Genomic DNA, 26865 nt, shown 5'->3' with positions numbered 1-26865 from the left:
GCCAGCGTAAGTCTGCGCTGGACCACGACCCTATACCAAAGGCCTCAGCTCATGAGCACTGAAACCCGTCTCGCCTTCGCGCATCCCTTGGACCGGGCGGAGGCGACAGCGTCGCAAGCGCCGTTGGACCGAATTTCGGTGCGCAATCACGTGGTCGAGGTCGAAATCGGTGCCTTTCAGTCCGAACGAGGCACCACGCAGCGGGTGTCCTTCAATGTCGTGGTCGAAGTGGAGCCGCTGACGGCGGAGATCGACGACGATGTCGATCGCATCCTGTCCTATGACAAGGTGACCGAGGCGATCGAACACGAGCTGAGCGAAGAGCGGCTCAATCTTCTTGAAACCCTGGCCGAACGGATCGCCGATCGGATTTTGCTTGAACCCCAGGCGGTTCGGGTCTTTGTCCGGATCGAAAAGCTGGATCGAGGCCCGGGGGCGCTTGGGGTGGAAATCGTTCGCGCCCGCGATCAGCTTGCCCATGGTCCGCTGGTCCCGCAGGAGGGTGACAGACCGCATCCGCGGTTGGTGTATCTGTCGAATGCGGCCATCGCTTCGCAGAACCTGTCTGGCTGGCTGGATCAGCTCCAGGCGCGCCATCGGCCCTTGCTGCTGTGCGTCGGCGCCCCCGATTTGCCGGCACCGCAAAGTCATCATCGGATGACCCAGCGACGGATCGACCTGCTGGCGATCGAACAGAATGCCTGGGTGCTGGCCGCGCGCGATCCGCGTTGCGTGGTGGTGTCGACCCGGACCGAGCTTGATTGGGCGATGCGGCACGGCCAGGTCAGCGTCTGGGCGCCCTCGAAGATCGTCCTCGATGCGGTGGACGGCCCCTCGGCCCAGCCCGCGGATGCGGTGGCGCTGGCGGCCTGGTTCGCCTCGACCTTCGCCGCCGGCGAGATGTTGGTGATCGGGGCGGAGCTTCCGGCTGGGGCAGGCGTGCCGCTGCGGGCGGTCTCGGTCGATCAGGTGACGCTATGACCTTCTATTATCGTCCGCTGGTTCAGCATGGGACCGCGCGCCCGGATGATGCGCTGCCTCTGGCCGGTGGTCCGCTGTGGTTCACCCATGTCGAGGCGCTGGCGCGCGGGCAGGCGCCGCAGGTGATCCCGGTGGAGGAGGTGCCAGATCACCAGCTTGAACCGCTGGTCGCGCGGCGTGTCGATATCGCCGGGATGGCGATGGATGCGCCGCGGATCATGGGCATTCTGAACACCACCCCCGACAGCTTTTCCGACGGCGGCCGCCACAACGCGCCGGAACAGGCGCTGGCCCATGCCCGGGCGATGATCGAGGCCGGAGTGGATATGATCGACATCGGCGGGGAATCCACCCGTCCGGGGTCGGTCGAGGTGCTGGTGGACGAGGAAATCGCCCGCACTGCCCCGGTGATCGCGGCCATTCGCGCGATCAGCACTGTGCCGATCTCGATCGACACCCGCAAGGCTCCGGTGGCGCAGGCGGCGTTGGACGCCGGCGCCGATCTGGTCAACGATGTGGCGGGCTTTACCTTCGATGCGGCGCTGGCGCCGCTTTGCGTGGCGCGGTCGGCACCGGTCTGTCTGATGCATTCGCAGGGCGAACCGGAGACGATGCAGCGGGACCCGCGCTATGACGACGTGCTGCTGGATGTCTATGACTTTCTGGCCGACCGCATCGCCACGCTTGAGGCTGCGGGGCTTGCGCGCGAGCTGATCGTGACCGATCCCGGCATCGGTTTCGGCAAGACGCGGGAGCATAACCTGGCGCTGTTGCGCGGGCTGGCGCTGTTCCACGGGCTGGGTTGCCCGATCCTGCTGGGGGTCTCGCGCAAGGGCTTCATCGGCACTATCGGCCAGGAGCCGCGTGCCGAGGCGCGGGCGCCGGGGTCGATCGCGGTGGGGCTTGCCGGCCTGGCGCAGGGTGTGCAAATCCTGCGGGTGCATGATGTGGCCGAGACGGCGCAGGCGCTGCGGCTATGGCAGGCGGCGCGGGGATAACGGGACGGAAGATGTCAGTAAGAAAACTGTTTGGAACCGACGGCGTTCGGGGCAAGGCCAATAGCTATCCGATGACCGCCGACATGGCGCTCAGGATCGGGGCGGCGGCGGGGCGGTATTTCCGCCGGGATCGCGGCAGCGCGCATCGGGTGGTGATCGGCAAGGACACCCGCCTGTCGGGCTATATGTTCGAAAACGCACTCACCGCCGGGCTGACCTCGACCGGCATGAATGTGCTGCTGCTGGGGCCGGTGCCGACGCCTTGCGTCGGGTTGATGACCCGGTCGATGCGCGCCGATCTGGGGGTGATGATCTCGGCCAGCCACAACCCGGCCGAGGATAATGGTATCAAGTTCTTCGGCCCCGACGGCTTCAAGCTGTCGGATCAGGCGGAGATCGAGATCGAGACGCTGATCGAGGCCGGGGTGGAGCCGGCGCAGGCCGGCAATATCGGCCGGGCCAAGCGGATCGACGACGCGCGGTTTCGCTATGGTGAGCGGGTCAAATCCTCGCTGCCGCGCGACCTGCGGCTCGACGGGCTGAAGGTGGTGATCGACTGCGCCAATGGGGCGGCCTATCGCGCGGCACCGGAAATCCTGTGGGAACTGGGCGCTGATGTGGTGCCGGTCGGGGTCAGCCCGGACGGCAAGAACATCAACAAGGGCTGCGGCTCGACCCAGCCGCAGATCGCCGCCGAAACCGTGGTGGCACATGGGGCAGATGTGGGTATCTGCCTGGATGGTGATGCCGACCGGGTGATCCTGATCGACGAAAAGGGCCGGGTGGCCGATGGCGATCAGCTGATGGCGCTGCTGGCGGCCCGCTGGGCCGAGGAAGGCCTGCTGACCGGCGGCGCGCTGGTGGCGACGGTGATGTCGAACCTTGGCCTCGAACGGTTTCTGGCCGGCAAGGGCATCGGGCTGGAGCGTACCGGGGTCGGCGATCGCTATGTCGTCGAACGGATGCGCGCCGGCGGTTTCAATCTGGGCGGGGAGCAGTCGGGCCATATCGTGATGACCGATCACGCGACCACCGGCGACGGGCTGATGGCCGGGCTGCATTTCCTGGCCGAGATGGTGCGTTCCGGGCGTCGGGCCAGCGATCTGGCACAGCAGTTCACCCCGGTGCCGCAGCTTCTGAAGAACGTCCGCTTCACCGCCGGGGAGACGCCGCTGGAAGAGACCAGCGTGCAGGACGCCATCGCGGCGGCCGAGGCGGCGTTGCTGGGGCAGGGCCGCTTGCTGATCCGCAAGTCGGGCACCGAACCCTTGATCCGGGTGATGGCCGAATGCGAAGACGCAGTGCTGCTGGCCCGGACCGTTGACAATGTCGTCGCGGCGGTGACCTCGGTGGTTGCCGCCTGAATTTCCCGGCGGCGGAAATTGCTTGTCTAAAACGAACACGCCCCCGGGGATTCATTTAGAACCCCGGGGGTTGTCCTGTGTATTTGAATGTGGATGACGGCCAGGCCGCTCTCAGCCCCGCAGCCGGTGATGCAGCAGGATCGGCACCACCAGATCCTCTTCATCCGTCAGGTGACGGTCGAGAAACCGGCGGATCGTGCCGCCCTTTTTCAGGACCTCCCCGGCCTCGTCGCGCAATTGCGACGGATCGAGCACTTCAAGCTGGATCATCCGGTTGCCGGCGCGGGTGAAGCTGTCGAGCACCCCATCGAGGCCGACGTGATCACCCTCCAGCATCTCCAGCCCGGAGGCAAAGCGCCGGTCGGCGGCCTCCAGTTCCGGGAAGAACTTGCGATCCTCCCAGGTGTGGTGGCCGTGCAGGCTGTGCACCAGTGCATTGCCGTGTCGCCCGATGCGGTGCAGATACAGATCCTGTTCCATCTCCTTGTCCAGAAAGCGTTCCGTATCCTCGACGATCATCTCGCCCAAGGCGCGGAAGGTTGCATGGGCCCCCATCCAATTGGCGATGGAGGCGGCGAAATTCGGGTGATCCGGCCAGCTGTCGCGCGGATAATACCGAAGGAGGGCTGTCATTTCTTGCGGCAGGCCCTCTCTGGTTTCGATGCTTTGGGTCATCATGGGGGCAGAGGTGGGGAGGGTGTTATGGTATTACAATGTGCGGTGCCGCAGTCCTGACTGTGCAGCCGGGGCAAACAAAAGGGGCGCCCGCTGGGGCGCCCCTTTAAGTCTGGGATCGGATCGTGATCAGACTTTTTCACGTCCCATGGCAAGGATGCAAAGCAGCGTGATTGCCGCGGCTGCCAGCAGGTAATAGCCGACATAGGCCATGCCATAATTGGTCTGCAGCCAGGTCGCCGCATAGGGTGCCAGCGAGGCGCCGAAGATGCCGGCGAAGTTGAAGGTCAGCGACGAGCCGGTATAGCGCACCCGGGTCGGGAAGGGGGCCGCCAGGGCCGCGCCGATCACGCCATAGGTCATCCCCATCAGGAACATGCCGATGGTGACGAAGATATAAATGCCGCCTTCACCACCGGTCGACATCAACGGCGCCAGTGCGAAGGAGAACAGGCCGATCAAGGCGGTGACCCAGATCAGGAACTTGAAGCGCCCGGTCATGTCGGCCAGCTTGCCGGCAATCACGATGGCGATCCCGAAGACGATCGAGCCATAGATCTGGATCTTCAGCGCGTCGAGGAATGGGATCTTGATGACCTTGACGTTATAGGACAGCAGCCAGGCCGAGCAGATGTAGAACAGAACGAAGGTCACCAGGGCGACGAAGGTCCCCAGCACCAGGCTGCGTTTGTGGGATTTGAAGACTTCTGCCACCGGCACGGCGACACGCTCTTCCTTTTCGATGGCCTTGGCGAATTCCGGCGTCTCGGAGATCGTCAACCGCACCCAGAGGCCGAGAGCGATCAGCAGGATCGAGGCAACGAAGGGCAGCCGCCAGCCCCAGGTCAGGAAGTCCTCTTCGCTGATCACATGCAGCATGATCCAGTAGAAGCCGGAAGAGATGAACAGCCCGACCGGTGCGCCCAATTGCGGGAACATGCCGTACCAGCTCCGTTTGCCTTCGGGCGCGTTCTCGGTCGCCATCAGCACGGCGCCGCCCCATTCGCCGCCAAGCCCGAAGCCCTGACCGAAACGGCAGAGCGCCAGCAGCAGCGGCGCATAGACGCCGATCTGCGCATAGGTCGGCAGGATGCCGATGATGACGGTCGAGATGCCCATGGTCAGCAGGGCGGCGACAAGCGTGGCCTTGCGGCCGATGCGGTCGCCGAAATGGCCGAAGACGACAGCGCCGAAGGGGCGTGCGAAGAAGGCGATCGAGAAGGTGGCGAAAGAGGCCAGCAGCGCGGTCATCGGATCCTGCCCGGGGAAGAACAGGGCTGGGAAGACCAGAACCGCGGCGATAGCGTAGGAGTAGAAGTCGAAGAATTCGATTGTGGTGCCGATCAGGCTGGCCAGAAGCACCTTGTGCGGGGCGTTCGGCGGCACGCTCACGACCGAGGTATCGGCAGATGCGAGAGATGTGTCAGACATGGTTCCGAATTTGTAATTTTGTTTCGTTTTTTGCCGTGGGGAGGACGGCTTTGTTGCAGAACTCGCGTTACGCCTTTGCCGGAGGAGAGGAAAGGCGGGCGGCGGCTATGGATAGTTTCGGGTAGCGGTATTGCAAAAACTGCATGGCTCGTCCCGGAACGGGAAACAGGCGGGCCATTTGGCCCGCCTGCTGGCGATCCTGTCAGGGGATCGAAAAGGCGGTTCCGCGAAAGCGGATCGCTTGAGGGTCAGTTCTTGGATTTGTCGACCAGCTTGCCGGCGGTGATCCAGGGCATCATGTCGCGCAGCTTGCTGCCAACCTGCTCAACCAGGTGTTCGTCGTTGATGCGACGGGTTGCCTTGAAGAACGGCTGGTTGACCGAGTTTTCCTGCATGAAGTCGCGCACGAACTTGCCGTTCTGGATGTCGGTCAGAACGCCCTTCATGCGGGCCTTGGTTTCCTCGTAGGGCAGAACCCGCGGGCCGGACACGTATTCGCCGTATTCGGCGGTGTTCGAGATCGAGTAGTTCATGTTGGCGATGCCGCCTTCATAGATCAGGTCGACGATCAGCTTCATTTCGTGCAGGCACTCGAAATAGGCCATTTCCGGTGCGTAGCCGGCTTCGACCAGGGTTTCGAAGCCCATGCGCATCAGTTCGACCACGCCACCGCACAGAACGGCCTGTTCGCCGAACAGGTCGGTTTCGCATTCCTCGCGGAAGTTGGTTTCGATGATGCCGGACCGACCGCCACCGATGGCTGCGGTATAGGACAGCGCGATTTCCATCGCCTTGCCGGTGGCGTCCTGCGCCACGGCGACCAGGCAGGGCACGCCGCCGCCTTTGACGTATTCGCCGCGCACGGTGTGGCCCGGGCCTTTCGGGGCCATCATGATGACGTCGACACCGGCTTTCGGTTCGATCAGGCCGAAGTGCACGTTCAGACCGTGGGCGAAGGCAATCGCGGCGCCTTCCTTCAGGTTGTCATGGACGTATTTCTTGTAGGTTTCGGCCTGCAGTTCATCGGGCATGGTGAACATGATCAGATCGCACCAGGCCGCGGCCTCGGCGATGCCCATCACGGTCAGGCCTTCAGCTTCGGCCTTCTTGGCGCTGGCCGAGCCTTCGCGCAGGGCGACGACAAGGTTCTTGGCGCCCGAGTCGCGCAGGTTCAGCGCATGGGCGTGGCCTTGAGAGCCATAGCCCAGGATGGCCACTTTCATGTCCTTGATCAGGTTGATGTCGCAATCGCGATCATAATACACGCGCATGGGTTCGCTCCGGTACTTGGGTTGACGCGGCGCAAGATGCGCCTGTTGCTCCGGATGATCAGCATGAAAATTGGCATTCTTTTGTGTTTGTGTTAGAAAGTAATTCATCAATATTCGTATTTTTGGAAAAGTCATGCTCGATAACACTGATCGGCGTTTATTGCGTCACCTGCAGGCGGATCCTACCCAGTCGGTGGCCGATCTGGCGCGCGCCTCGGGGGTGGCGGCGTCGAAGGCATACAAGCGGCTGGAGCGGATGGAGGAGCTCGGGGTGCTCAAGGGGCAGCGCGCGGTGATCGACTGGCACGCCTTGGGCTATGCGGTCGAAGTGTCCCTGCGGGTCAGTCTCGACAAGACCGAGCCGCAGGCCTTCGATCGGTTCATCGCGGCCGCCCGCGAGGTGCCCGAAGTGACCGAAATCCAGACCTTTCTGGGTCGGGTCGACGTGCGGCTGACCGTGCTGGCCCGCGACATGCCGCATTATCAGCACCTTTATCGCAGCCGTATCCTGACCCTGCCGCATATCACCGAGATCGAGGCGTTGATGCATGTGGCGACGATCAAGGATGTCGAGGCGCTGCCGCTGTGATCGACCTGGATGACATCGACCGCGCCATTCTGCGGGCGCTTCAACAGGATGCCACTGTGAAGACGGCGGAACTGGGGCGGCGGCTGGGGATCAGCCAGCCTGCGGCATGGCGTCGGGTCCGGCGGTTGCAGGAGGCGGGGGTGATCAAGGGCCGTCGGCTGGATCTGGACCGCGAGGCGCTGGGGTTCGGAGTAACCGTGTTCCTAGGCATCAAGCTGGCCACCCACGGGCGGGTCAGCCTGGCCGATTTCGAACGCGCGGTGACGGCGATCCCCGAGGTACTGACGGTACAGCATGTGCTGGGGCGCTATGATTACCGTCTTATGGTCGTGGCCCGCGATCTGGCTGATTTCGAGCGGGTGCTGCGGCGCCGGATCATGACCCTGCCCGGTGCCGGTGAGGTCGAGGCCAATGTGGTGCTGAGCGAGGAACGGCGGCCGGGGCCGATCGGCTGAGATGGCAGGTTGAGGAGGGGGCGTTCAGTGAACGCCCAGCCCCATTTGCATCAGCGTCCGGCGCACCGGGGCCAGCGAATAGAGCGTGCTGAGGCCGGCGGCCCGCAGATCGCGCAGAGGCCGCGGTGCGATCATCGAGGCGCGGTTCAGCAGGTCGATGCCGCGCAGCCGTACCATCACCTCGGTATGGCGGGCCTTGTGATAGGCCTCGAGCATCTGCGCGTCGCCCAGACCCTCGGGGCGTTTCACCGCCAGATCGCGCAGTGCCCGTAGATCGCCCAGCGACATGTTCAGCCCCTGCGCTCCGATCGGCGGCACCACATGCGAGGCTTCGGCCATCAGCGCCACCCGTTCGCCCGCCATGCGCTCGGCCCATTGGCTGATGATCGGCCAGACCGTCCGGCGCGACGCCAGGGTGAGGGGGCCGAAAATCCCGCAGGACCGTTCAGTCATCGCGGCTTCGAACGCGGCCGTCTCCAGATTGCGCAGTTCCTCGACCCGGGGGCCGCGTTCCATCCACACGACGGCGGAGGAGGGGCGGCCCTGGTAATCCGGCAGCGGCACCAAGGTGAACGGCCCGCCGGAGCGGTGAATTTCGGTCGAGACATTGTCATGCGGGATCGGATGGGTCACCGCAAAGGCCAGCGCCTTTTGCCCGTAACGCGTGGTATGCACCTTGATCCCCGCCGCCTGCCGCATGGGAGAGGTTCGGCCGTCGGCGGCGATCACCAGCCGGGTGTCGATCTTGCTGCCGTCACTCAGCCCGACGCGGGCCTGGTCGGTGCGGGTGAACAGGCTGGTGGTGGCGGTGCCAGGGCGGAAATCGACATTGGGCATTCCGGCCAGATGCGCCGAAAGCTCCCGCCTGAGCAACCAATTGGGCAGGTTCCAGCCGAATGGCTGGTCCGAGATATCGGCAGCGTTGAAATCGCGCACCACGCGCGGCTCGGGCCGTTCGCCGCCGGCATCGACGATGCGCATGATCTGCAGCGCGGCGGCCTCGGGCGCCAGGCGCTGCCAAAGTCCGGCCTCGGCCATCAGGGCCTGACCGGGTTGCAGGATCGCGGTGGTGCGCAGATCCGATCCTTCGGCATCGCGTTCGGTGACCGGTGGGGTGGGGTCGACACAGATCACACCGAACCCGGCCTGTCCGAAGACCGCGGCCGCAGTCAACCCGGCGATGCCGCCGCCGGAAATCAGGATGTCGCAGCTTTCGGTCATGATCTTCGCTCCGCCTTTGCTCGGGCGCACCCTAGTGCGATGGCGCGGGCAAGACCAGATGGCATCCTGTCGCCGTCAGGGGATTAGCCCAGTGAGACCAGTACGATCAGCAGCCCCACCACCGGCACCAGTGCCAGCGCTGGAATATAGAGACCGGGAACTCCGAACAACGCGATTGCGGTGGCCCAGAGGGCGACGAAAATGGCCACGGCCACGAAAATCCAGATGGTGGCCTTGGTGCTGGGCAGGTCGTCGTGATGAGCGTCGGAATTGGCGGACATGGGCGGCCTTTCAGGAGGGCGAGGGGTGAAAAACGTCCTGTACCTAGGGGAATTCGCCGCTGAGGGAAGGCGCGAATTGTCGCATAGACCTGCCCTGGATCAGATCAGCTTGGCCAGGAAGCCCGCCAGATCGTCGGTGTGGTGGTGGATGTGGGCGGCGGGTTGGGCAGCGGGGGCGACATGAACGGTGCGCATCCCCATCTCATGCGGGGCGGCAAGGTTGCGCATGTCGTCTTCGAACATCGCGGCGCTCTCGGCGATGGTGCCGTCGCGGGCAAAGACCGTCTCGAAGGCGGCACGGTCTGGCTTGGGCCGGAAACCCGCGTGTTCGACGCCATAGATCGCATCGAACCGGCCCGAAAGCCCGCGCGCCGCCAGCACCCGTTCCGCATAAGGCGCCGAGCCGTTGGTATAGACGATCTTGCGCCCGGGTAGATCGCCGATGCGGGCGGCCAGATCGGCATCCGGTTCCAGATGGGCCAGAGAGATATCGTGCACCGCCTCGAGATAGGGCAGCGGGTCGATATCGTGTTCGCGCATCAGGCCGGCCAGGGTGGTGCCGTGTTGTTTCCAATAGTCATGACGCAGCTTGTCCGCTGCTGCGCGGTCGAGCTTGAGTGTCTCCATCACGAAAGCCGTCATCCGCTGTTCGATCTGATCGAACAGCCGCGCCTGCGGTGGGTAAAGCGTATTGTCGAGGTCGAAGACCCAGTGACGGACGTGAGAGAAATCGCGTTTGACCATGCCGCAGTCCTACGCTCTGGCGGCGGGGCTGGCAATGCGGCGGTGCAACGGTATGCTTGATTGACGTGGCGGGCAGGCTGTATGCACGACACCGACACAATCCGGACCCGAGTGCATGGCAGAGATTAAACCCCAGTTAAAAGACGCTTATTCCCAAATTCTGGAGGCGATCGATGTCGGTGTCTACAAGCCCGGCGACCGGCTGGTGGAAAGCGAACTGGCCGAGCGGTTCGGCATGTCGCGGACCCCGATCCGCGAGGCTTTGCAGCGGTTGGAGACGCAGTCTTTGCTGGAGCGTGACGGCCGGTCGCTGATCGTCGCTTCGCTCGATCACAACCAGATGGCCGAGCTTTATGTGGTCCGGCGCGAGCTGGAAGGGCTGGCGGCGGGGCTTGCGGCCCAGCATGCTACCGACGAGGAAATCCGCGTGCTGCGCGAGATGGTGCGCCAGGACGACAAGCTGGTTGGTGATCCGACCGCGTTGGCCCGTGCCAACAGGCGGTTCCACGAACAAATTCATCTGGCCTCTCACAACCGCTATCTGGTGCAGCAGCTCGATCTGGTGCATCGCACCATGGCGCTGATGGCGACCACCTCGCTGGCCGCCGAGGGGCGGGGGGAGATTGCGCAGAACGAACATTCAGGCATTGTCGATGCCATCGAGGCCCGCGATGCCGAAGCGGCGGAAAAGGCGCTGAAGGAACATATCTCGATCGCCTTCATGACGCGGCTGAAACAGGATGCGGGCAAGCGGGAACGCAATCGCTGACGTCATCCTGCGGTGGCTGTGGCGGGAGCTCGGGGGCCGCTTGGCCATGGAGCGTCTTGTCCCAGTAGAAGGGATCGAACAGCAGCTCGTAAAGCGCCTTGTAGACGGCCAGCACCCCGAGCGGATAGTAGAGCGGCAGGGTCAGCACCCAGGGCATCAGAAATCTGCGTCCCGCCCGGGCGAGCGCGGCCAGGCCGGTCACGATCGAAAGGGTTTCGCTGACAAGCGCCAGCGCCAACCCGGCCCGCAGAACCTCCGGCGGCAGTAGCGGCGTCAGCGGATGCGGCAATCCCAGCAGCATGGCCCAGAGCGACCAGAGCACCGGCGCCAGCAGGAACTGCCCCAGGGTACCGAGAAAGAAGGCCTGCACGCCAAGAAACCGCCAGCTTCCCAGATCGCGCCACAGCGTGATCGGTTGGCGCATATGCACCAGGTAGGTCACCATGAAGCCCTTGAGCCAGCGCGAGCGTTGCTTGATCCAGGGGCGGGCGCGGCAAGTCGCCTCTTCGTAGGTAATGGTGTCGATCATCTCGGTCCGATAGCCGGCGCGATACAGCCGCACCCCCAGATCGGCATCCTCGGTCACGTTATGGGCATCCCATCCGCCCAGGGCCTCCAGCGGCGCCCGACGGAAGAAATGGGTGGTGCCGCCCAGCGGCATCACCAGGCCCAGCCGTGCCAGCCCGGGTAGGATCAGGCGGAACCAGGTGGCATATTCGATGGTGAAGCAGCGGGCGCGCCAGTTGCTGCGCGGATTGTAGAAATCCAGAATGCCTTGAAGGCAGGCGACTCGCGCCGGCGCTTGGGCAAAACGCTGGACCACCCGTTCGATCTGATCCTCGGCCGGGGCGTCTTCGGCATCCCAGACGCCGATGATCTCGCCCTTGCAGAAGTCGAGCGCATAGTCCATCGCCCGGGGCTTGGTGGTCAGCCCGCCATGAGCGGGCACCTCGACGATGCGCATCCAGGGTGGCAAGTGGCTGCCTGCCAAGGCCTGCCGGGTGATGGTGTCGTGCTCTTCCAGAACCAGGAGCACTTCCAAAAGCGCCTTGGGATAGCTCAGCCGCGCAATCCGGGCCAGCAGCGCCTCGGCAATTTCGGGTTCGCGGTAAAGCGGTATCATGACGGATACGCAGGGCCATTCGCTGGACCAGGGCAGGGCGCGCGGGCATGGACGCAGCGGGTGGAACATGGGGTGGGCCAGCAGATTGGCCAGCGCGCCGCCCAGCCGCAGCAGAACGAAAAGGAACAGGGTGAGGAAGGCCAGAACGCAGGCCAGGGCGAGGAGCGCCTTGGCCGTCAGGCAAAGCGCGATGAACCCGCAGGCCGCGATCAGCGCCAGCCTGCGCCGGCAGGGCGGACGCCAGCCGCGATAGCTGTAGTCGCGCGGAACCCGCGTGTTGGCCGCCTCGGCCAGTTCCTGTGCAAAGTTTTGGGCGACAGCGCTCTGTACTTGATGCCGGTTGGCGATCACCGGGGCGACGGGGCCGTAGCTGTGGCGCAAAAGCACGAGATTGCGGGTGAAGCTGTCGGGATCCGATGTGGCGATCATCGTGACCTGTCCGACGCGCCGCCAGGGTAACAGCCCCTGCCGCAGCCAGAATTGCGGCGGGAGCGCCCGTGCCAGAACCGGATCGGGGGCGTGGCGCAAAAGATCGGCCTGCGGGATGCCGGACTGTTGTGCCAGCGCGGCGCAGATGTCCTTGGCAGTGGCCCAGCCTTCGGCCACCAGCACATCGCCCAGCCGCACACCAAAGCGGCGCTGCAGATGCAGGGCGGCCACCAGATGGCCTTGGGTGATAACCCCCATCTCGACCAGGAACTGCCCCAGCGGGCGGCGCCGCAGATGCGGCATCGCAGCGGCAAGAGAGTCTGGCAGGTTCAGCTCTTGCTTGTTCATGACGACCACCAAACACGCAATAGTTGCGTGATGATGGTGCCAACAAGCTTAACGTTTGGTTAAGTCCCGGCGGTGTCCGTCGACCCGCCGGTGCAGGTCCGGCAAAGGCTCAGACCGTTTCCTTCCGGGCGGCCATCGCTTCGGCAAAACGCTCGAACAGATAGAAGCTGTCCTGCGGGCCGGGGCTGGCCTCGGGGTGGTGCTGCACCGAATAAACCGGGCGGCCCGTCATGCGGATGCCGCAGTTGGAGCCGTCGAACAGCGACACATGAGTTTCCTCAACGCCCTCGGGCAGGGTCTGGGCGTCAACCGCAAAGCCGTGGTTCATCGAGGTGATCTCGACCTTGCCGGTTTCCAGATCCTTCACCGGGTGGTTGGCGCCATGGTGGCCGTGATTCATCTTGACCGTCTTCGCCCCCAGCGCCAGGGCCAGCATCTGATGGCCCAGACAGATGCCGAAGATCGGCAGATCGGTTGTTTCGAGCAGCTCTTTGATCATCGGCACCGCATAGGCGCCGGTGGCGGCCGGGTCACCCGGGCCGTTCGACAGGAAGACGCCATCGGGGCTATGGGCCAGAACCTCGGCTGCGGTGGCGGTGGCGGGCAGCACGGTCACATCGCAGCCGGCGCTGGCCAGACAGCGCAGGATGTTGCGTTTCGCACCGTAATCCAGCGCCACCACCTTGTGTTGGGGCGCGCTCTGCCGGCTATAGCCTTCGGGCCAGGCCCACCGCATCTCGTCCCAGCGGTAGGATTGCGAACAGGTCACGTCCTTCGCCAGGTCGAGCCCCTCCAAGCCGCAGAAGCCGCGGGCGGCGGCGACCAGCGCCTCGATATCGAATTTACCCTCGGGATCATGCGCCAGTGCCACATGCGGGGCGCCCTGCTGCCGGATCGCCCGGGTCAGCCGGCGGGTGTCGATGCCGCCGATGGCAATGCGGCCACGTTGCTCCAGCCAGGTTTTCAGCGTCTCGGTGCTGCGCCAGTTGCTGGGGGCGGTCGGGTCCCATTTCACCACCATTCCGGCGGCGACCGGTTCGGCGGTCTCGTCATCCTCGGGGGTGACGCCGACATTGCCGATGTGGGGGAAGGTGAAGGTGACGATCTGGCCGGCATAGGAGGGGTCGGTCATGATCTCCTGATAGCCGGTCATCGCGGTGTTGAAGCAAAGCTCGGCTACGGTCTGGCCAGTGGCGCCGAAGCCGGTTCCGTAGAACACCGTTCCGTCGGCGAGCGCCAGACAGGCGGTAGGCTTGGTCAGTGCAGTCTGGGCCATGGCGCGACTCCTTTGCGGTCCTTGCGGTCAAATCGCCGGATACCTAAGGGGTGTGCGGGAGAGGGTCAAGTGCACCCAAATCTTCCGGGGTCGAGGAAAGGCCGCCGAATTCCGGGCGGTTTCGCGTCGCCGGGGCCGCTCCGGTCCACTGGGTTGTCGCGGGGCTTTTCCTTCTGTAGTCTCGGGAGTTCGATTCCATGGGGATGGACAGAACAATATGGACATGCGTACCCGGGTCAATGAGGCCCTGAAACAGGCGATGAAAGAGAAAGCCGTTGCCCGGCTATCGACCTTGCGCCTGATTAATGCGGCGATCAAGGACAAGGATATCGCGGCCCGTGGCAATGGCGAGGTCAGCAACATCTGCGATGGTGATGTGCTGGAAATCCTCGGCAAGATGACGAAGCAGCGCCAGGAAAGCGCGCGCGCCTATGAAGAGGGCGGGCGGCTCGACCTGGCCGAGCGTGAGCGTGAGGAAATCGCGGTCATTCAGGAATTCCTGCCTCGTCAACTGAGCGAGACCGAGGTCGAGACCGCCGTGAAACAGGCGGTGAGCGAGACCGGCGCCGCGTCGATCCGTGATATGGGCAAGGTGATGGCGGCGCTGAAGGCACGCTATACCGGCCAGATGGATTTCGCCAAGGTCGGTCTCAAGGTCAAGGATCAGCTCTGCACCAGCGGCGACTGCTGAGCCGGCGGTGGGCCGGGCGTTTCCCTGGCCTATGACATGCGGGCGATGATCGGCTGATGATCGGGCAGATGCTGCGCCCGATCATGGGTGGAGTGCCGTCTGCAATTCCAGAAAAAGCGCCTGACGTTCTTCTTCCGACAGGAACGCGCCGATCTCGACCTCGCGGCCTGCTCCCTTGAGGGTCACGTAATGGGGCACGGGGCCGTCGGTGTCGTGCATCTCTGCCCGCGCCCAATAGCGATTGCAGGCCCAGTTCTGTGTCCCGCCGTCGGGATTGCGGCGGCCCAGATGCACCTCCCGTTCCGTCAGTGTCAGAACCTCGAGTATGTCACGATCGCGATAGCTGCGGTTCAGCGCAACCCAGATGCCGCCGACTGCCAGCAGGGCGAAGGGCAGTAACCCCCAGAGCAGCACCGAGCCCAGCAGCGCCAGAAGTGGCACCATCAGTAGCGTGAATGTTGTCAGAACGACGACCCCCACCCCGCGCCGGGGCAGGGAGTTATGCGGCCAGAGCCGCAGCACCCGGACGTCGGGAGCGGGGTCGGTCCATCGGTAAGGCATCGCGGTGCAAGTCTAGCACAGCTCTGGAGGCGGTCGAGCCGGAGCAGAAGGGGGCCGGAAAAAAGGACAGCCGCGGGCAGAGCCGCGGCTGTCGATGCAGGGTGTCGCCTGTCCGAGCTGATCGCCTCAGAACAGGAAGTCGTCGGCGTTCAGCTCGGCGTTGCCGGCGGTCAGCGTCAGGGTGATGCTGTCGCCCTGATCGCCATAGTCGACGGTGAAGGTGTTGCCGCCGTTGTCGGTGATCGTCAGCTCGTCAAAGCTCAGCCCGGTGGCGCTCAGGTCGATGATGTCACGCTTGCCCAGGTGCCTGATGGTGTCCTGGCCATCGCCCAGGGCGAAGACGAAGGTATCGGCGCCGGGGCCGCCGCGCAGCACATCGTCGCCGGTGCCGCCAATCAGCGTATCGGCGCCCTTCTGTCCGCGCAGGATATCGTCACCGGCGCCGCCCTCGATCACGTCATCGCCCTGGCGCCCGGCCAGGATGTCGTCGCCGACGGTGCCGGTCAGAGTGTCATCACTGTCACTGCCGATGATGCGGTGGCCGAAGGCCAGATCATAGAGCGCCGTGGTCCCCGACATCTCGTAGCTGACCGCGATCTGCGCCACGCCGCTTTCGCTGTCTTCGGCGGCAATGAACTTGACCACTTCGGGGCTGGAATCGCCGGCCTCGGAGCTGTCGATATAATCAAGGAACTTCGCCTTCTTCGGGTTCGAGATGTCATAGATCATGACGCCGCCGTCGCGCTCCAGCCCGATGAAGGCCAGGGTCTTGCCGTCAACCTCGCCCACGGCGATGGCTTCGGGTTCGGGCCCTTTGTTGTCCGAGCGATTCTCGTCCACCACATCGGCGTCGTCCGAGGGGTAGCTGTCATTGTTGAAGGCGTTCGCCGGGCGCAGTTGCGAGATCAGGGTTTCGAAACCGTCGCCCGAGTCAAAGACCACGTTGCCATCGGTGTCGAAGATGGTGAACGAACGCGAGCCGTAGGAGTGCAGCACGTCGATATCGCCATCGCCATCGGTGTCGCCGTCGATGATCGACACGGTCAGGCGCTCCAGATCGGCCAGTTCCTCGGCGGTATAGGCGTCGGGGTCGATCGAGACGCCGGGGACATCGCCGGCCAGGATGTCGCCGACCCGGGCCGCATCGCCGCCCTCGTCGAAATCGCCGCGGTCATCGCCTTCGTTGGCGGTCAGGAAATAGGTCTTGCCCTTGATCTCGACCGTGGCGATTGCGTCGGGCATGCGGATGCCTTCGACGTTGATGGTGTGGATGTCGATCGCATCGTCCTTGTCGTTGGGGTCGATGCCGTTGCCCTCAAGGCTGTGATCCACGGTGCCGAGCGGCAGGATTTCGGTGAAGCTCATGGTCGCCAGGTCGAAGACGGCCACCGCATTGGCCTCTTGCAGGGTGACATAGAGCGTGCCGTCGGGGCCTTCGGCGATATATTCGGGTTCGAAATCGGTCGAGGGCAGCACGCCCGGGAACAGGCGCACGCCGGCGGCCTCCAGCGCATCTGCCTGATCGTCATAGGCCTCGAAGCCGACGGTGGTGGCGGTCATGGTCGCCACCTCGATCACCGAGATCGAGCCGGCGGGATCGCCGTCAGCCTTCGGCTCGCCTTCGTTGGCGACGAAGATATACTGGCCATCCTTCGAATAGGTCACCATGTCGGGCAGGTTGCCGACTTCGATTTCGGCGCTGGGCAGATCGCCATCGACCGCGTCCAGTGCATAGACGGCGACCACGCCATTCATGGTGCTGCCGTCGGAGGCTTCGCGCTGCACCGCGACGGCGATGCCGGTTTCCGAGACGGTGACCGAGTTCACGCCATCGAAATTGTCGATCAGCGTCAGATCGAGCGAGGTGATCAACGCCTGGGTCTCAGCGTCGAAAATATCGATGCGGTCGTCGGCACCGTTGGTCACATAGAGCTTGCCGTCGCGATAGGCGACGACTTCCGAGCCGGCTTCTCCGGCGCCGCTGTCATAGGCGCCAACCTTGTCGTGGCCGAGAGAATTCTTCAGCACTTTGTCCATGGTGATGGTGGTGTCGGTGGTCATGGCGATCGGGTCCCTGTGTCATTCGTAACGTGTCAATCAAAGGCCGGAGCGCGGGGCCCCGGCCGACGAACTGCCGGGCTGCGATAGCGGGGGAAGGTCACGACCATGTGACACCGGGGAGAAGAGGGCGGGAAAACGAAAAGGCCCCGGGCGGATGCCGGGGCCTTTGCTGTGTCGGATGATCGTGGGGATCAGTGGGCGTGGACCTTGTCCCAGTCCTCGCGCTTGGGGAGCTGTTCGAACGTATGCTCCGGCGGCGGCGAAGGCAGGGTCCATTCCAGCGTGTCGGCATATTCGTTCCAATAGTTGTTCTGGGTGACGCGGGCGCCACGGAACAGCGAATAGAACACGATGCCGAAGAACAGCAGGAAGGAGGCGAAGGAGATCAGCGCGCCGGTCGACGAGATCTTGTTCCAGAAGGCGAAGGCCTCGGGATAGTCGATATAGCGGCGCGGCATCCCCTGACGACCCAGGAAGTGCTGCGGGAAGAAGGTGAGGTTCACCCCGATGAAGAACAGCCAGAAGTGCAGCTTGCCGGCCCACTCGGGATATTGCCGCCCGGTCATCTTGCCGAAGTAGAAATAGACCCCGGCGAAGATGCAGAAGGCCGCCCCCATTGACATGGTATAGTGGAAGTGTGCCACCACGTAATAGGTGTCGTGATAGGCCCGGTCGACGCCTGCCTGGCTCAGCACCACGCCGGTCACGCCGCCGATGGTGAAGAGGATCAGGAAGCCGAAGGCGAACAGCATCGGCGTCTTGAATTCGAGGGAGCCACCCCACATCGTCGCGATCCATGAAAAGATCTTAACCCCCGTCGGCACCGCGATCACCATGGTGGCCATCATGAAATAGGCCTGCTGATGCAGGCTGAGGCCCACGGTGTACATGTGGTGCGCCCAGACCACGAAGCCTAGGACACCGATGGCGATCAGCGCCCAGACCATCGGCAGATAGCCAAAGATCGGCTTGCGCGAGAAGGTGGCGATGATGTGACTGATCAGGCCGAAGCCCGGCAGGATCACGATGTACACTTCGGGATGGCCGAAGAACCACAGGATGTGCTGATAGAGCACCGGATCGCCGCCACCGGCCGGGTCGAAGAAGGTAAAGCCGAAGTTGCGGTCCATCAGCAGCATGGTGATGGCCCCGGCAAGCACCGGCAGCGACAGCAGAATCAGCCAGGAGGTCACGAAGATCGACCAGGCGAAGAGCGGCACCTTGAACAACGTCATGCCGGGTGCGCGCATGTTCAGGAAGGTGGTGATCATGTTGATCGCCCCCAGGATCGAAGAGGCGCCCGAGACGTGGACCGCGAAGATCGCCAGATCCATCGACATGCCGCCCTCTTTCACCGACAGCGGTGGATAGAGCACCCAGCCGACACCTGAACCGAGCTGATCGTTGCCCCCGGGTGTCAGCATCGAGGCGACGCCGAGCGAGGTGCCCGCGACATAGAGCCAGAAGCTGAGGTTATTCATCCGCGGGAACGCCATGTCCGGCGCGCCGATCTGCAACGGCATGAAATAGTTGCCAAAACCGCCGAACAGGGCCGGGATGATGACGAAGAACATCATCAGGATGCCGTGATAGGTGATCAGCACGTTCCACAGGTGACCGTTCGGCGTGCAATCTCCTCCGTTGCCGAACAGCCGAAAGCCCTCAAGACACATGTACTGAACACCCGGTTCCATCAGTTCCAGGCGCATGAAAACGGTGAAGGTCACAGAGATCAGGCCGGTCAGCGCGGCGAAGATCAGATAGAGGATGCCGATGTCCTTGTGGTTCGTCGACATGAACCAACGCGTGAAGAATCCGCGCTGATCCTCGTGCCCGTGACCATGAATGGCTGCGTCTGCCATTTGGTGGTGCCTCCCTTTTGCGTGTGGCAATCCGACGGCCTCCCGCGCGGAATTGCTCCTGCAGAGCTTAGAATGCAGGAAATCATGCATCAACGACAGAATTTGACTTAGATCAATATTAAGCTGGCTGTTTTGCAGGCCTCGGGGAGGCAGTTTACGCTCAAGAAATGCGAGGCGGGGCAGGCGAATGTGGGGTGTTGGGGCGCGTGGAGGTGACGGATCACAGACGACAGGTCACAGAAGCAAGCCGGGGTATAATCGCCCCCTTCGTCCTCATGCTTTGCAAGAGGCTTCAGGACTGAGCCCGATCGGGATACCGCGAAGGGGGCGCAAGATGAAATTGGCTTGTGAAAAAGGTCACACTCATCGGAACGGTTCAATCATCTGGATTGGTTTCTTTTGCGCATGACCCAAATGGGCTATTTTCCGGTAAACCGTTAATTCTTCATGAGTGCGATGCCGGAATTGTCCGGGGGCGGATGGTTGCAAAACAGTGCAGGAGGAGCGGATTGGGGACAGATGCCTGACGCCGGTAGATGGGGGCATGCTGGGCACAATTGTCGCGACAGGGTTGTTGCGGCGATCTATGAGGCTGTGCTGCGGCCTGAGCTTTATGGCGACTTCCTTGACGTCTGGTCCGAATATGTTCTGCGCGAACTCGGCGGTCCGGAGGCGGCTGACAGGATCTCTCCGGCCGAGGATGGCCATGACGCGGTGATGTGCGGCGCCGAGCTTGAGGAACACTTTCGCCGCGCATTTGACATCTTCGAGAGAATCGGACGGGACCGAAAGGCGCCGGGGATTCGCCGCTTTGTCGAGGAACATCCCGGCTATGCCCTGCTTTTGCGCTGCGACGGCAGCTTTATCGCCCGCAGTCGCGATGCGGATCAGACCGGTGATCTGGCCGCGCTCGAGGCGCATCTGGCCGCCGGATCGGCGCAACACCTTCACGAGCTACTGGCCTCCTGCACCGATGGCGACAAGAGAGCCGACGCTGTGGTGCTCAGCACCGATATGCCGGCCCGCTATCTGATCGCGCGGTTGCAGCCCGGTGCCGAGGCGGAAGGGAGCGAACGGCTGGTGGTGATCGAGCCGCTGGAAGTTATCTGGTCCGACCGGGTGAAGGTGTTGCTGGAACGCAGCTTTGGCCTGTCGCCTGCCGAGCTGGACCTGGTCCGTCATTTGATGGCGGGACGCAGCCTGAAGCAGATCGCGGAGCAGACCAGCCGGTCCGAGCACACGGTGCGCAATCAGTCGAAGTCGGTGCTGTCCAAGGTCGGGGCGCCCAGCCAGGCCGATCTGATCCGTCTTGTCGCGGTGCTCTGTCGCCCCGCCGGAGCGGGGGGTGGTGGCCGGGGGTGGACAGGCGGGCGTCGGCACCGGCTGACGGATGCCGCCGGGCGCGGCTTTGACGTCTATGAATTCGGCGTATCGGCGGGACGACCGGTCCTGTTCCTGCACGGGATGCTTGAAGCGCTGGCCTCGTTCAGGCTGCTGGCCCCGGAGCTCGCCCGGCGCGGGCTGAGGGTGCTGGCGCCGGTGCGGGCGGGGTATGGGGAGTCCGAACCTTTGCGGCGGCCCGAACAGGCGATCGAGACGGCCCTGGCGCAGGCCGAGACGGTCTTTAGGCAGTTCGCGCCGAGCGAGGCTGTCGTGGTGGTCGGTCATATGGCCGGCGCGCCGCACGGTTTCGCCCTGGCGGCACGGCATCCCGATCGGGTCGCTGCGGTCCTGTCGGTGTCCGGCAGCCTGCCGTTCCGATCGCTGGCGCAATTCCGCAGTATGGCCCCCCGCCAGCGCATCGTCAGCTATACCGCGCGCCTGGCGCCGATGCTGTTGCCGGCGATCCTGAGGGGGGCCGTGGCCCAGATTGACGGCGGTCTGGTCTCCGATTTCGCCCGGGCGCTCTATATCGACGGCAGCCCCGACGATATCGTCGCCCGTCGTCCCGAAGTGTTCGAGGCGCTTTGCGATGCCTATCGGTTTTCCGTGGCACAGGGGCATCATGGCTTTCTGGGGGACGCCTATTTCGCGGTGCGGGATTGGAGTGCCCATGTCGCCGCGACCCGCTGTCCGGTGCACTTCATCCATGGGGCCGAGGATCCGGCAGTGGCGCCGCCGGATGTGCGCCGTCTTTGCGATGAGATCCCCGGGGCGGAGCTGACCGTCCTGCGTGATTGTGGCCAGTTGGTGCTGTATCAGCATCCCGAGGTGGTGCTGGACCGGATCGCGGCGCTGCGCGGTGCAACCTCCCCTGCATGATCTTCGCGACCTTGACCTCCCCCTCTGCACACCGCACTACTGCGGGGCGTGCGGGGGCCTTGCGCCTGTCAACGATGGACCGACAAAAGGGGTTTTACGGCAATGACTTACGATATTGACAACATCTTCGCGAAAATCCTGCGCGGCGATTTGCCGTGTCACAAGCTGTATGAGGACGAAGCGACATTCGTCTTCATGGACATCATGCCCCGTGCCGATGGCCATTGTCTCATCATTCCCAAGACCGCCTGCCGCAACCTGTTGGACGCGAGCGCCGAGCAGCTTTCGGCAGTGATCGCCACCACCCAGAAGATGGCGCAGGCGGTGATGGCCGCTTTCGAGGCCGACGGGGTCACGGTCCAGCAGTTCAATGAGGCCGCCGGTGGCCAGGAGGTGTTTCACCTGCATTTCCATGTGTTGCCTCGCCACGAGGGGGATCGGCTGCGGCCGCCGGGGCAGATGGCTGATCAGGCGGTCCTGGCCGAACAGGCTGAGAAGATCCGCGCCGTGCTGGCGCAAGTCTGACGAGAACGGGGGCTGTCTGCCCCCTCTTGTCCCTGCGGGCCAATTCACCCCCGAGGATATTTCTCGCCAGAAAAAGAGCCCCGGGCCGGGTTTTGACGCGCTCAGTGCGGGCTGGAGCAGGGGCCGTGGTCGCCGAAGGCATGGAGCACGGCACAGCTGTCCTCGTGCCGGCCGTCGCAGGCGGCGGCGATCCGGGCCAGTTCCTGTTCCAATCGCTGCAGGCTGTCGATCCGGTCGCGCAGGCGGGCCTGTTGCCGGCGGGCGATGTCATGGGCCCGGTCCAGGGTGGTGCCATCGGCCCCTTCGAGCGAGATCAGCGCCGCGATGTCGTCCAGCGGCAGGCCCAGATCGCGGGCGTGACGGATAAAGCTGAGCCGCTGCAACGCGGTGCGATCATAGCGGCGCTGATTGCCTTCGCTGCGGGCAGTGGCCTGCAGCAGGCCCTTGTCCTCGTAAAACCGGATGGTGGGGATCTTGACGCCGGTGCACCGCGACATTTCGCCGATGGAAAGCATGAATTGGCCCTTGAAGCTCTAGTCACTAGAGAGATTAGGGTGCAGGGCGACTCGGAACAAGGAGGGCCGTCGATGCCACACGATCATTCGCATCACCATCACCACCATGTGGATCAGGACGCGGGCGATGCCCGGGTCGCCTGGGCGGTGGCGGTGAACATGGCGCTGACGGTGGCGCAGATCATTGGCGGCATCCTGTCGGGATCGCTGGCGTTGATCGCTGATGCTTTGCACAATTTCTCGGATGCGATCAGCCTGGTGATCGCCTTTTTCGCCCGCAAGGTGGCGCGGCGGCCGGCGGATGCGCGAATGAGCTTCGGCTATGGTCGTGCCGAGGCGGTGGCGGCCCTGGTGAATTACACCACGCTGGTGGTTCTGGCGCTTTATCTGATCTACGAGGGCGTCATGCGGTTTCTCGAACCGGAGCCGGTCGATGGCTGGCTGGTGGTTTGGATTGCTGTCCTGGCGCTGGTGATCGACGTGGCGACCGCGCTGTTGACCTATTCGCTGTCGAAAGACAGCATGAATATCCGGGCCGCTTTCCTGCACAATGTGGCGGATGCGCTGGGATCGGTCGCGGTGATCGTGGCAGGCACGGCGGTGATCATCTGGGGCTGGACCTGGGTTGATCCGCTGGTCACGCTGATGATCGCCGGCTACATCCTGTGGCATGTCCGGGCCGAGGTGGGCGAGGTCTTTGACTTGCTGATGCTGGCGGGGCCGGACGGGTTGGCGGCGGAGAAGGTTGCTGATGCCATCGAGGCGGTGGACGGGGTCGAGGGGGTGCACCATGTCCACCTCTGGGCCATGCAGGAGCAACAGCCGACGCTGGAGGCGCATCTGGTAATCTCCGAGGCCGACTGGAGCCGGGCGGATGCGGTGAAGGCCGCCGTCAAGCAGGTGTTGCGCGATGAGTTCGGGATCGGTCACAGCACGCTTGAACTGGAATGCCCCCCGAATGTCTGTGTCGGTGAGGTGCGGTTCGGCCACGCGGGATAGCGGCGCTGCAACGGGGCGGGGCGGCCCTTGGCAGCCTTGTTTCGACATCGGTTCCGGGGGCCGATGGTCCTGTCCGGGATGGGGGCGAGGTGCGGTCTGGCCGCAGCCATCGGTCAGGGGATCATGCAGATAATAAATCTGCGTCATTGTGTCGCGCCGTTTTCGTGTTACTCTCTGACACAGGGAGGACTGAACATGCTGCATTTTGTGATTGGCCTGACCATCGGTCTTATCATCATGGCGCCTCTGATCGCGCTGGTTGTTGGTGCTGGCGTTTCGCCGAAGCGACCGCCGCAAGGCCCGACGCGCCGCGGGCCGTCGCATAGGGCGCCGGCGCGCTATCCGGTCGTGATCGCGCGGGGACAGCGTCCGCTGCCGGGAATGCCGGGCTGAGACCTGAGCTCGTGCCGTCGGGGAGGGCGGCGCGAGCAAGGCATTGACGGAGAGGCCGGTGACCCAGCCCGTCGCTGAAACTGATCGGGGGCGGTGACGGCGCTTGGAACTCGGGTCCGGACGCAGGCGCGGGTGACAAGAGGGACGCAAGATGCAACGTCTCTGCGTCGCCGCAAGGTCATGGCGCAAGGGTCGTGGCGATATCGAAACGGATGACGTGCCCCGCAAGGCTCCGGCGCGATGAGCTGTGTTCAGGGGCTATGCCGCGGGCCCGAAGACTTCGTCAAAGCTGCGTTTCAGAACGATATCGAGATCGTCCATCGTTACCGGCAGGCCGAGGTCGACCAGGCTGGTGACCCCGTATTCGGTAATCCCGCAGGGTACGATGCCGGTGAAATGCTCCAGATCGGGATCGACGTTGATCGAGATGCCGTGAAAGCTGACCCATTTTCGCAGGCGGATGCCGATGGCGGCGATCTTGTCTTCGGCCATCTTGCCAGTGATCGTCTTCGGCTTGTCCGGTCGTTCGATCCAGACACCGACGCGCCCGTCGCGGATGTGACCGGTGAGGTTGAATTCGGCCAGGGTGGCAATCACCCAGGTTTCAAGCTGCTTGACGAAGGCGCGTACGTCGCGGCCGCGGGTGTTGAGGTCGAGCATGACATAAACCACCCGTTGGCCCGGCCCGTGATAGGTGTACTGCCCGCCGCGCCTGGCCTCATAGACCGGGAAGCGGTCGGGATCCGTCAGATCCTCGGGCTTGGCGCTGGTGCCGGCGGTATAAAGCGGCGGGTGTTCCAGCAGCCAGACGCATTCCTCGGCCTCGCCGGCGGCGATCTGCGCCACGCGGGCCTCCATGAAGTCCAGGGCATCCTGATAATCGGTCAGCCCGTCGCTGATTTTCCATTCGACCATGCCCCCCTTTAGCGCCGTCTCGGGGTGGGGGAAAGATCAGATCAGCCTTGCATCTGCGCCAGCTGGTCGAGGATGTTGCCATAGCCTTCGACGCCTTGTGCGCCCGAGACCAGGTATTTGCCCTGGAACACCATCGCCGGCACGCTCTGGATGCCCTGTTGCCGCCAATAGTCTTCCTTCATCCGTACCGGCTGGATGTGATCGCCGCTGACCAGCGCCTGGCGCGCGTCTTCGGGGTCAAGCCCGGCCTCGGCGGCGATCTCCAGCAGGATCTGCGGGTCCGACACATCGCGGCCCTGGCTGAAATAGGCGCGGAACAGGGCCAGTTTCAGCGGCAGTTGGCTTGCCCGCTCTCCAACCCAGTCCAGCAGTTGATGGGCGAGGAAGGTGTTGACCATCCGCGAGCCCTCGGAAAAGGCGAAGACGAAGCCCAGATCTGCCCCGATCGCGGTCAGCCGGTCGCGGGCGGCCTGGCTGTCGGCTGCGGACGTGCCATATTTCTCGGCGATATGTTCGCGCAGGTTCTGGCCTTCGGCGGGCATGTCGGGATTGAGCTCGAAGGGGTGCCAGTGCAGTGCGGCGGTCTGGTTCCGGGCTTCCAGCGCCTGGAGTAATTGCAACAGGCCTACCAGGCACCAAGGGCAGACGATGTCGGAAATGATGTCGATCCGAAGGGCGGAGGGGGTGGTCATGGCAGGTTCCTCTGTCAGGTTCCGCTGTCCTAGCATGCGAGGATGAGACTGGAAAATCACGGAACCGCAAAAGACCCGCGATTTGCCCCTTCACATCGCCTGACGGCTCGTCTATACGGCGCAAACCAGCCCGATAGTGCGGTCGTGGCGGAATTGGTAGACGCGCAGCGTTGAGGTCGCTGTGGGGTAACTCCCGTGGAAGTTCGAGTCTTCTCGACCGCACCAGTTTTCTTAGGAAAACCCTTTTGTATCCGAGCGTTAAGTGATGCTTGGAGATGCAAATGGCACACAAACTGCAACACACAGTGCAGCGTGGAAGTTCCTACTACTACAATCGACGTGTCCCGGATCGGGTGGCTGATGCCTTCGGCCTGAAGGTGGTCCGCTATAACCTTGGCAGGGACCTTGAGCGGGTGGCGATTCTCAGTTCTGGCCTGACTGCCAAACTAGATGAAGTGTGGTCGGCTGAGCGTGTGATGCCTTTGGATGTGGGTAGGCTGGTTCAGTCCCTAGAGCCCAGCGCCTTGGACTTGCTTTCCTGCACTGACCAGTATCTTTCGGGCAAGAGCATTGATGAGAAGCCCGTCAGGCTCGCTGTAGGGGCCTTTATAGAGGTGGCAGGCAATCGGGATGTGCAGACCTACCAAAGGACAGAGGCAAGGCTGCTAGTGGCCTCTCTGCTGGCAAGAGGGAACAAGACAGCAACTGTCAGGCGTCGTGTGCAGTCCCTTCATGCTGTCCTTGAGTTCGGTTTCCTTGAGCAGGACCTAGACAAGAGGAATCCCTTTGCCCGTTTGGCCATCAGTGGCGAGAACAAGGACGCCAAGAAAAGGGGGGTATTCACTGAGGATCAACTACAGGACCTCTACAAGGCTTGTCTGACGACCAACAAGGATACCCGCCTGATCCTGCCCATACTGGGAGAGACAGGGGCTAGGCTGGCTGAGATTGTCGGTATGCGCTGGGCGGATATTTCCCTAGCTGATGGGGTGGCTAGGATCGTCCCCCATGACCTGAGACGGCTCAAGACCAAAGGCTCGGAAAGGGTGGTCCCTCTGGTTGGTGCAGGTTTGCAGGCCATGAAGCGGCTCCATGATGCCCGTCAGGAGATATGCGCAGAAGTTGGTGACGCCTGATCAGGCGGCGATTTGAACGTGGCGGAGGCCGTCGCGGAACTCAACCCCTTGGATGATTTCGGGCAGGCGGTTCCGGCCGTCGAGTTTGCGCCATTTTGCCTGCGCTGACATCATCAGCTTGAATGCCATGGCCAGTCCGGTCTTGCGGCTGAGGCAGCCCTTGGTGCGTTTCGTGCGATGCCGGACGGTGGCAAAGGTGCTTTCGATCGGGTTTGACGTGCGGATGTGCTTCCAGTGTTCGGCCGGGTAGTCGTAGAAGGTCAGCAGCGCGTCCCGGTCCTTGACCAGCTTGGCCACC

Annotated in this window: 27 protein-coding genes and 1 tRNA gene; 13 read left to right on the top strand and 15 right to left on the bottom strand. The window is 63.6% G+C overall.

The features are described 5' to 3' along the window. Positions 1–51 precede the first annotated feature (51 nt). From G455_RS0114275 to glmM, 3 genes are read left to right on the top strand one after another with little or no spacing between them, the layout of a single operon-like run. Entirely contained in the window at positions 52–981 is a 930-nt protein-coding gene (locus G455_RS0114275) for a dihydroneopterin aldolase (RefSeq protein WP_028094322.1), read from the top strand. Continuing rightward, a complete protein-coding gene (gene folP / locus G455_RS0114270; RefSeq protein ID WP_028094321.1) occupies positions 978–1979 on the top strand; it encodes a dihydropteroate synthase in 1002 nt (333 codons plus the stop codon). Before G455_RS0114275 ends, folP begins: the two co-directional genes overlap by 4 nt. 11 nt (positions 1980–1990) lie before the next feature. Next, entirely contained in the window at positions 1991–3343 is a 1353-nt protein-coding gene (glmM, locus tag G455_RS0114265) for a phosphoglucosamine mutase (RefSeq protein ID WP_035366798.1), read from the top strand. 111 nt (positions 3344–3454) lie between these two features. Here glmM and G455_RS0114260 read toward each other — a convergent pair whose 3' ends face one another. From G455_RS0114260 to ilvC, 3 genes are all read right to left on the bottom strand, one after another. After that, positions 3455–3976 (bottom strand): hemerythrin domain-containing protein, encoded by a 522-nt coding sequence (locus tag G455_RS0114260; protein ID WP_229861796.1) that lies wholly within the window; start codon positions 3974–3976, stop codon positions 3455–3457. A 171-nt stretch (positions 3977–4147) separates the two neighbouring features. Continuing rightward, positions 4148–5449 carry an MFS transporter gene (locus G455_RS0114255; RefSeq protein WP_028094318.1) on the bottom strand — a complete coding sequence of 434 codons (1302 nt, stop codon included), beginning with the start codon at positions 5447–5449 and terminating at the stop codon, positions 4148–4150. A gap of 248 nt (positions 5450–5697) precedes the next feature. Beyond that, positions 5698–6720, bottom strand: coding sequence for a ketol-acid reductoisomerase (ilvC, locus tag G455_RS0114250; RefSeq protein ID WP_028094317.1), 1023 nt, complete (start codon positions 6718–6720; stop codon positions 5698–5700). Positions 6721–6853: 133 nt separating this feature from the next. On the opposite strand from ilvC, the gene G455_RS0114245 reads away from it, so the two are divergent. Both G455_RS0114245 and G455_RS0114240 read left to right on the top strand, forming a co-directional pair. Further along, positions 6854–7309 (top strand): Lrp/AsnC family transcriptional regulator, encoded by a 456-nt coding sequence (locus G455_RS0114245; protein WP_028094316.1) that lies wholly within the window; start codon positions 6854–6856, stop codon positions 7307–7309. After that, positions 7306–7764 (top strand): Lrp/AsnC family transcriptional regulator, encoded by a 459-nt coding sequence (locus tag G455_RS0114240; protein WP_028094315.1) that lies wholly within the window; start codon positions 7306–7308, stop codon positions 7762–7764. Before G455_RS0114245 ends, G455_RS0114240 begins: the two co-directional genes overlap by 4 nt. 24 nt (positions 7765–7788) lie before the next feature. Here the strand turns inward: G455_RS0114240 and G455_RS0114235 are convergent, their stop codons facing one another. From G455_RS0114235 to G455_RS0114225, 3 genes are all read right to left on the bottom strand, one after another. Further along, complete coding sequence (locus G455_RS0114235) at positions 7789–8985, bottom strand: UbiH/UbiF family hydroxylase (RefSeq protein ID WP_028094314.1); 1197 nt, start codon at positions 8983–8985, stop codon at positions 7789–7791. Between the two features lie 83 nt (positions 8986–9068). Beyond that, positions 9069–9266 (bottom strand): hypothetical protein, encoded by a 198-nt coding sequence (locus tag G455_RS0114230; protein ID WP_028094313.1) that lies wholly within the window; start codon positions 9264–9266, stop codon positions 9069–9071. 99 nt (positions 9267–9365) lie between these two features. Further along, a complete protein-coding gene (locus tag G455_RS0114225) occupies positions 9366–10010 on the bottom strand; it encodes a pyrimidine 5'-nucleotidase (protein WP_028094312.1) in 645 nt (214 codons plus the stop codon). Positions 10011–10125: 115 nt separating this feature from the next. Between G455_RS0114225 and G455_RS0114220 the strand changes: the two genes are divergently transcribed. Next, a complete protein-coding gene (locus G455_RS0114220) occupies positions 10126–10779 on the top strand; it encodes a GntR family transcriptional regulator (RefSeq protein ID WP_028094311.1) in 654 nt (217 codons plus the stop codon). On the opposite strand, the gene G455_RS24180 is transcribed toward G455_RS0114220, so the two are convergent. Then, positions 10730–12679 (bottom strand): glycosyltransferase, encoded by a 1950-nt coding sequence (locus G455_RS24180; protein ID WP_084437080.1) that lies wholly within the window; start codon positions 12677–12679, stop codon positions 10730–10732. The genes G455_RS0114220 and G455_RS24180 overlap by 50 nt on opposite strands. Positions 12680–12788: 109 nt before the next feature. Then, a complete protein-coding gene (gene carA / locus G455_RS0114210; RefSeq protein ID WP_028094310.1) occupies positions 12789–13955 on the bottom strand; it encodes a glutamine-hydrolyzing carbamoyl-phosphate synthase small subunit in 1167 nt (388 codons plus the stop codon). A 217-nt stretch (positions 13956–14172) separates the two neighbouring features. On the opposite strand from carA, the gene G455_RS0114205 reads away from it, so the two are divergent. Beyond that, positions 14173–14646, top strand: coding sequence for a GatB/YqeY domain-containing protein (locus G455_RS0114205; RefSeq protein WP_028094309.1), 474 nt, complete (start codon positions 14173–14175; stop codon positions 14644–14646). An 81-nt stretch (positions 14647–14727) separates the two neighbouring features. On the opposite strand, the gene G455_RS0114200 is transcribed toward G455_RS0114205, so the two are convergent. The 3 genes from G455_RS0114200 to ctaD all read right to left on the bottom strand — a co-directional run bounded on the left by G455_RS0114200 (position 14728) and on the right by ctaD (position 19130). Beyond that, entirely contained in the window at positions 14728–15207 is a 480-nt protein-coding gene (locus G455_RS0114200; protein WP_028094308.1) for a DUF2244 domain-containing protein, read from the bottom strand. A 126-nt stretch (positions 15208–15333) separates the two neighbouring features. Further along, positions 15334–17268 (bottom strand): choice-of-anchor I family protein, encoded by a 1935-nt coding sequence (locus G455_RS26415; RefSeq protein WP_051312514.1) that lies wholly within the window; start codon positions 17266–17268, stop codon positions 15334–15336. 191 nt (positions 17269–17459) lie between these two features. Beyond that, entirely contained in the window at positions 17460–19130 is a 1671-nt protein-coding gene (ctaD, locus tag G455_RS0114190; protein WP_028094307.1) for a cytochrome c oxidase subunit I, read from the bottom strand. Between the two features lie 519 nt (positions 19131–19649). Here ctaD and G455_RS0114185 point away from each other — a divergent pair. After that, positions 19650–21392, top strand: a complete 1743-nt coding sequence (locus tag G455_RS0114185) for an alpha/beta fold hydrolase (protein ID WP_028094306.1) — start codon at positions 19650–19652, stop codon at positions 21390–21392. 102 nt (positions 21393–21494) lie between these two features. Further along, positions 21495–21917, top strand: coding sequence for an HIT family protein (locus tag G455_RS0114180; protein WP_028094305.1), 423 nt, complete (start codon positions 21495–21497; stop codon positions 21915–21917). Positions 21918–22018: 101 nt separating this feature from the next. On the opposite strand, the gene G455_RS0114175 is transcribed toward G455_RS0114180, so the two are convergent. Further along, a complete protein-coding gene (locus tag G455_RS0114175; RefSeq protein WP_028094304.1) occupies positions 22019–22432 on the bottom strand; it encodes a MerR family transcriptional regulator in 414 nt (137 codons plus the stop codon). A gap of 72 nt (positions 22433–22504) precedes the next feature. Here G455_RS0114175 and G455_RS0114170 point away from each other — a divergent pair, with 72 nt between their 5' ends. Together G455_RS0114170 and G455_RS0114165 are read left to right on the top strand one after the other, a co-directional pair. After that, on the top strand, positions 22505–23431 hold the full coding sequence (locus tag G455_RS0114170) for a cation diffusion facilitator family transporter (protein WP_028094303.1): 927 nt from the start codon (positions 22505–22507) through the stop codon (positions 23429–23431). A 195-nt stretch (positions 23432–23626) separates the two neighbouring features. Further along, positions 23627–23824, top strand: a complete 198-nt coding sequence (locus G455_RS0114165; protein ID WP_028094302.1) for a hypothetical protein — start codon at positions 23627–23629, stop codon at positions 23822–23824. Between the two features lie 258 nt (positions 23825–24082). Here the strand turns inward: G455_RS0114165 and lipB are convergent, their stop codons facing one another. Both lipB and G455_RS0114155 read right to left on the bottom strand, forming a co-directional pair. Beyond that, positions 24083–24739 carry a lipoyl(octanoyl) transferase LipB gene (gene lipB / locus G455_RS0114160; RefSeq protein WP_028094301.1) on the bottom strand — a complete coding sequence of 219 codons (657 nt, stop codon included), beginning with the start codon at positions 24737–24739 and terminating at the stop codon, positions 24083–24085. Between the two features lie 41 nt (positions 24740–24780). Further along, positions 24781–25431 (bottom strand): DsbA family oxidoreductase, encoded by a 651-nt coding sequence (locus G455_RS0114155; RefSeq protein ID WP_028094300.1) that lies wholly within the window; start codon positions 25429–25431, stop codon positions 24781–24783. A 138-nt stretch (positions 25432–25569) separates the two neighbouring features. Here G455_RS0114155 and G455_RS0114150 point away from each other — a divergent pair. Together G455_RS0114150 and G455_RS24170 are read left to right on the top strand one after the other, a co-directional pair. Continuing rightward, a tRNA-Leu gene (locus tag G455_RS0114150) sits at positions 25570–25656 on the top strand. Positions 25657–25712: 56 nt separating this feature from the next. Continuing rightward, complete coding sequence (locus G455_RS24170) at positions 25713–26567, top strand: tyrosine-type recombinase/integrase (protein ID WP_161629397.1); 855 nt, start codon at positions 25713–25715, stop codon at positions 26565–26567. On the opposite strand, the gene G455_RS24165 is transcribed toward G455_RS24170, so the two are convergent. Further along, on the bottom strand, positions 26568–26865 hold a 298-nt coding region (locus tag G455_RS24165; RefSeq protein WP_035366795.1), incomplete at its 5' end, for a transposase.

It is taken from the genome of Pseudodonghicola xiamenensis DSM 18339, from assembly GCF_000429365.1.
GTDB classification, from domain to species: Bacteria; Pseudomonadota; Alphaproteobacteria; order Rhodobacterales; family Rhodobacteraceae; genus Pseudodonghicola; species Pseudodonghicola xiamenensis.
Note: the sequence above shows the minus strand (reverse complement) of the source record. Positions and strands in the feature narration are given on the sequence as shown.